Genomic DNA, 4,839 nt, shown 5'->3' with positions numbered 1-4,839 from the left:
TGCACCATTCGCATTTCCACCGAAAACCTGAATAAGCTGATCGATGGTCAGCTCGATCCGATGCTGGGTTATACTTTTGGCAAGATCAAAGTCGCGGGCTCGCTGGGGGTTGCTATGAAACTGGTTAACGCGCTGGGCTAAGCGCCGCTTTGGTCCAATGCTTGCTTTGCGGATGGGGCAACCCACGGACAGGCAGCGTAACACAATGAACGTCAACCCGCGTCTCTATCGGTTTATTGGCGGCAATCAGGGGGAATGGTCGGTTCTGGCGATCCGCTCCGTCATTGGTGAGACGCTGCCGATGGCAGCTAGGCTTGCCGTCGTGCAGGGTAACGGGCCTGTCGAAAACAGCGCTTGGGCTTTGTCCGGGGTCACGAGCTACGGGCGCTACGCCACGCAAACCGAACAGGCGAGCCTTGCGGCGGTCCAGGTGCCACCGGGCCGGGCTGAGTCCACATGCGCGGCGCTCATTCCAATAAAAAAGAACGCCGCTTGGTGGAATCTCACCCAAGACGCGCGCCGCCAGATTTTTGAAGAACGCTCGCGGCATACCGCGATTGGCGTGCGCTACCTGCCCGCCATTGCCCGGCGTCTTCACCATTGCCGCGATTTGGCTGAACCGGCACCGTTCGATTTTCTAACCTGGTTCGACTATGCCGCCGACCAAACCCAAGCCTTCGAGGATTTGGTCGGCGCGCTGCGGCAAACGGAAGAATGGGCCTATGTGGAGCGGGAAGTGGATATTCGCTTAACCCGCGCGGGTTAAGCCGTTCCCCCCACGGTCATGGCATCAATCCGCAGGGTCGGTTGCCCGACGCGACGGGGACCGACTGGCCGTCCTTGCCGCAGGTGCCGATCCCATCGTCGAGGCGGCTGTCGTTGCCGATCAGGCTGACGCGGGTGAGGGCATCCGGGCCGTTGCCGATCAGCGTCGCGCCCTTCACGGCGGGGCCGAGTTTGCCGTCTTCGATCAGATAGGCCTCGGTCGCCGAGAACACGAATTTGCCGGAGGTGATATCGACCTGCCCGCCACCGAAATTGGCGGCATAAAGGCCTTTTTTGACCGAGGCGATGATTTCCGCCGGGTCTTTATCGCCATCGGTCATGAAGGTGTTGGTCATGCGCGGCATCGGCGCGTGGGCATAGGATTGCCGCCGCCCGTTGCCGGTGGGGGCCACGCCCATGAGGCGCGCGTTCAGCCGGTCTTGCAGGAAGCCCTTCAGAATCCCGTCTTCGATCAGTACCGTGCGCCCGGTCGGGGTGCCCTCGTCGTCGACGGTCAGGGAGCCGCGCCGGTCGGGGATGGTGCCGTCATCGACCACGGTGACGCCAGGGGCGGCGACCCGCTGGCCGAGCAGGCCGGAGAAGGCGGAGGTTTGCTTGCGGTTGAAATCACCTTCGAGCCCATGCCCTACGGCTTCATGCAGGAGTACGCCGGGCCAGCCCGCGCCGAGCACGACGGTCATTTCGCCCGCCGGGGCGGGGACCGACCCGAGGTTAACGAGGGCCAGCCGCAGCGCTTCATCGACCATCGCCTGCCAGCGCTGGGGCTGGAGGTAGAGATCATAGGCCGTGCGCCCGCCCGCGCCCGCCGAGCCCGATTCCATCCGATCGCCCTCGCCGACCATCACGGCGACATTCAGTCGCACGAGCGGGCGGATATCGGCAAAACGCGCGCCATTGCCGCGCACGATCTGCACCGCCGACCATTCGCCATAGAGGGAGGCCATCACCTGACGCACGCGCGGATCGCGGGCGCGGGCGTAGGCGTCGATGGCTTCCAGCAGCTTGATCTTGGCGTCGAAGCCGACGTTCAGCAGCGGGTTGAGGTCGGAATAGAGCGCGATGCCGCCGGGGGCAGGGGCGGCGCTGAGCGCAACGCTGCCGTCATAGCCCTTGCGCACGGCGCTGACGGTTTCTCCGGCGCGGCGCAGGGCCGATAAATCGAGCACCGAGGCATGGGCATAGGCGGTGGTATCGCCCAAAACCGCCCGCAGACCAAAGCCTTGCGTGGTATCGTAGCTCGCGCTCTTCAGGCGGCCATCGTCGAAAGAGAAGCTCTCGGACTGGGTATATTCGAGATAGAGTTCGCCATCATCCACTGCCCGCAGCGTGTCGGCGACCAGGGTTTCCGTCGCGCTTCGGTCGAGCCCGGCGGCGGAGAAGAAAAGCGCGTCGCTCTGGGTGAGGGCGGAGGCGGCGGAAACGGACATGGGTGACTCCTAAAGACGGCGCGCAGTGTGCGATCAGCCCCTTAAGCAATGGGGTGTTCGGGCCGGAAGATCAATGCGTTGAATGCGCTATGTGCGGCGCACAAGGCTGATATTGCGTTGCAAAATACCCTGGTAGATTCTGCATTGATCCAAATCATTGCGGCAAGTCTTTGACAGATCGGGTTGCTCACGCCAAAATGCGGCCATTATCCAGGCTGCCCTGAGGGTCGCCGGGGGTGGAAACGCTATGCGTTCGCCCTAGCTCGTTTTTCGGTACTCGGCGCAGGCTGAGGACGCCGAAAAGCGGAAGAGGCTGAGAGGACCGGAGGAAGGATGAGCATGTCGCGTAATTGGGGTTGGCTTGTGGCCATTTTGGCGCTGCTCCCGCTGATGTTGGGGGCTGCTAGCAGCTTGGCCGTCGAACCGTCGGTCCCGGCGAATTGGGCGATGGGGATGATCGACGCGGCCTCGCCCGTGAAGGATCGCATTCACCATTTCCACGATCTGATGCTCTGGATCATCACCGGCATCGTTCTGTTCGTGCTGGTGCTGCTGCTGGTGGTGATTTTCCGCTTCAACGCAAAGGCAAACCCGAACCCGAGCACGACCACGCATCATACGATGCTGGAAATCGTTTGGACGCTGGCCCCGGTGCTGATTCTGGTCGCCATCGCCGCGCCGTCGTTTCGTCTGCTGTATTTCCTGGATCGTGCGCCCAATGCCGAAATGACCATCAAGGTCACGGGGCATCAGTGGTACTGGTCCTATGAATATCCGGACAATGGCAATTTTACGTTCGACAGCTATATGCTGGACGATAAAGCCGCCGCCGAACAAAAAATGCCGCGCCTGCTGGGCGTCGATAACCGTCTGGTCGTGCCGGTCGACACGCAAGTGCGCGTGCTCGTGACGTCCGCCGACGTGATGCATTCCTGGCTGGTGCCGCCGTTCGGCGTGCAGATTTACGCGTTCCCCGGCCGCACCAACGAAACATGGTTGCAGGCGCAGAAGGAAGGCATTTTCTTCGGTCAGTGCAATCAGATCTGCGGCATCAATCACGGTTTTATGCCGATTGCGGTTGAGGTTGTGTCGAAAGAGAAATTCGCGGCCTGGGCCAAAGAAGCGCAGACCAAATTCGCCGCCAACCGGCCTGGCGCCCCCGGCAATGCCGTGGCGCAGGCCGTGGCCCAGTAAGCGATCTTAGGATCAGGAGAGATACCCATGGCGAACCCAACGGCAGCGCATGGTCACGACCATAGCCACGACGATCACCACCATGAGTCCCCTACGGGGTGGCGTCGGTGGCTGCTCTCGACCAACCATAAGGACATTGGCACGCTCTACATCATCTTTGCGGTTTTCGCGGGGCTGATAGGGTCGGCTTTCTCCGTTTACATGCGGATGGAGCTTCAGAACCCGGGCATGCAGTATATGGCCAATGGCCATGTGTGGAACGTGTTCACCACGGCCCACGGCGTCATCATGGTCTTCTTCGTGGTTATGCCCGCGCTGATTGGCGGCTTCGGCAATTGGTTCGTGCCGATTATGATCGGTGCGCCGGATATGGCGTTTCCGCGCCTCAATAATATCAGCTTTTGGCTGATTATTCCGGCTTTCGCGCTGCTGCTGGGCTCGGCCTTTGTCGGCGGTGAGAATGCCGGGGCGGGGGTCGGTTGGACGATTTATCCACCGCTCTCCTCCAAACTCGGCACGCCAAACGCCTCGATGGACATGGCGATTTTCGCGCTCCATCTGGCCGGGGCCTCGTCGATCCTGGGCGCGATCAATTTCATCACCACCATCTTCAATATGCGCACGCCGGGCATGACGCTGCATAAGATGCCGCTGTTCGTGTGGGCGATGTTGGTGACGGCGTTCCTGCTGCTGCTGGCCGTTCCGGTTCTCGGCGGCGCGATCACGATGCTGCTGACCGACCGTAACTTCGGCACCAGCTTCTTCGATCCGGCCGGCGGCGGCGACCCGATGCTGTTCTTGCATCTGTTCTGGTTCTTCGGCCATCCCGAAGTGTACATTATGATTTTGCCGGCCTTCGGTATCGTCAGCCACATCATCTCCACCTTCTCGCGCAAGCCGATCTTCGGCTACCTCGGCATGGCCTATGCAATGGTCGCCATCGGCGTGGTCGGCTTCGTGGTGTGGGCGCATCACATGTATACGGTTGGTCTGGATGTGAACACGCGCGCTTACTTCACGGCGGCAACGCTGGTGATTGCGGTGCCGACGGGGGTTAAGATCTTCTCGTGGATCGCGACCATGTGGGGCGGCTCGATCACTTTCCGCACGCCGATGCTGTTCGCGATGGGCTTCATCTTCCTGTTCACGGTCGGCGGTGTTACCGGCGTCGTGCTGGCGAATGCCGGGGTGGATGTGGCGCTGCATAATACCTATTACGTCATCGCCCATTTCCATTACGTGCTGTCGCTGGGCGCGGTCTTCGCCATGTACGCCGGGTTCTACTATTGGATCGGCAAGATGTCGGGTCGTCAGTATCCGGAATTTCTGGGGAAACTGCACTTCTGGATCACCTTCGTCGGCGTGAACCTGACGTTCTTCCCGATGCACTTCTTGGGCCTCTCGGGCATGCCGCGCCGTATTCCGGATTATC

The 4,839-nt window shown here is 61.2% G+C and carries 4 protein-coding genes and 1 pseudogene; 4 read left to right on the top strand and 1 reads right to left on the bottom strand.

Annotation, left to right across the window (positions count from 1 at the left end; all coding sequences use genetic code 11):
- The first annotated feature begins 6 nt into the window (after positions 1–6).
- Together VZ95_RS28320 and VZ95_RS15620 are read left to right on the top strand one after the other, a co-directional pair.
- Positions 7–141: an SCP2 sterol-binding domain-containing protein gene (locus tag VZ95_RS28320; RefSeq protein WP_332308109.1), complete on the top strand. Its 135-nt coding sequence runs from the start codon at positions 7–9 to the stop codon at positions 139–141.
- 64 nt (positions 142–205) lie between these two features.
- Positions 206–766, top strand: coding sequence for a chlorite dismutase family protein (locus VZ95_RS15620; RefSeq protein WP_045776683.1), 561 nt, complete (start codon positions 206–208; stop codon positions 764–766).
- Here VZ95_RS15620 and tldD read toward each other — a convergent pair.
- Positions 763–2,213: pseudogene (gene tldD / locus VZ95_RS15615) on the bottom strand (metalloprotease TldD). The gene VZ95_RS15620 and the pseudogene tldD overlap by 4 nt on opposite strands.
- Positions 2,214–2,552: 339 nt before the next feature.
- Between tldD and coxB the strand changes: the two are divergent.
- Both coxB and VZ95_RS15605 read left to right on the top strand, forming a co-directional pair.
- Entirely contained in the window at positions 2,553–3,407 is an 855-nt protein-coding gene (gene coxB, locus VZ95_RS15610; protein WP_156995340.1) for a cytochrome c oxidase subunit II, read from the top strand.
- Between the two features lie 27 nt (positions 3,408–3,434).
- On the top strand, positions 3,435–4,839 hold a 1,405-nt coding region (locus tag VZ95_RS15605; RefSeq protein WP_045776681.1), incomplete at its 3' end, for a cytochrome c oxidase subunit I.

The organism is Elstera litoralis, from assembly GCF_000963705.1.
Classification (GTDB): domain Bacteria; phylum Pseudomonadota; class Alphaproteobacteria; order Elsterales; family Elsteraceae; genus Elstera; species Elstera litoralis.
Note: the sequence above shows the minus strand (reverse complement) of the source record. Positions and strands in the feature narration are given on the sequence as shown.